This window comes from Petroclostridium xylanilyticum, from assembly GCF_002252565.1.
Taxonomy (GTDB): domain Bacteria; phylum Bacillota; class Clostridia; order SK-Y3; family SK-Y3; genus Petroclostridium; species Petroclostridium xylanilyticum.
In genome coordinates this window covers 1-894 of the sequence record NZ_NPML01000036.1, presented here as the reverse complement: position 1 = coordinate 894, position 894 = coordinate 1, and the positions used below count along the sequence as shown (strand labels likewise).

General features: G+C 40.0%; 1 protein-coding gene. It reads right to left on the bottom strand.

The genetic code is table 11. The features are described from left to right. Positions 1-860, bottom strand: an 860-nt coding sequence (locus CIB29_RS18300) for a DDE-type integrase/transposase/recombinase (RefSeq protein WP_198543983.1), incomplete at its 3' end; no start/stop codon positions are given. Positions 861-894 lie beyond the last annotated feature (34 nt).

Here is an 894-nt window from a genome sequence, read left to right as displayed (position 1 = left end):
TGCCATCTGGCAGGCATATTGGGAAGTGCAGATAGTTCTTCCAATACTACTGGAACTTTACCTTCCAATGTTGAGTGTGGCCTTAGAAAATTAAAATAGGCAACAAATAGGGTTAAGAACGACACAGAACCATCAAAACTATTGAAACCATTGGTAGGCCTGTAATCACGTTTGAAGGTGCGGTTGAGTCTCTCAATAATTTGTTTGAGAGGGCGGTATTCCTCAGAGACAGGATCATCATTAGAAAGGCCGATAACCTGCTTGATATCAAAGTGAATACCGTATTGGGCGAAGTAATGCTGAGCTAGTATATAGATGGGGTTACCATCAAAGATTAGAGTAAGATCATCAGGTATGTTTTCAAATTTGGATAGGGTATCGTCCAATGCCTTGATAGCAGTAACAGTATCTCGATTAGGAGATACCGGATAAGAGAGAATAATCTTTTTTACCGCATCAAAGATGAAGAACACATAATGCCATTTACCATTAACCTTGATATACGTCTCGTCGCCACAGATGGAGCCAGACGGGCTATACTTGTAGTTGTCGATAAAAGGCTTAATATTACGGGCAACAGCATCTGCGTAGTTTAGTACCGATTGGTGGGAAACACTTACACCATGGACTTCACGCATCAATGCAGCAGTCTGCCTTGAAGACATACCGAAGTTTACGTAGTAGGTAAGGATAAGACCAAGAATGTGAGGAGAAACAGATAATCTTGATAAATTCACAGTATTGGGCTGCGAGGCTTTCTTTGCAAGAGGTTCAAAATCAATATTAAACTCTCTATAGATGTAGTGCAGCTTAAAGTCATGGGGATTAGCTTCATAACGTAGCTTTTCTTCAGCAGACATTGAGTTAAGTTTGTTAAGGTAATATGGACATTTA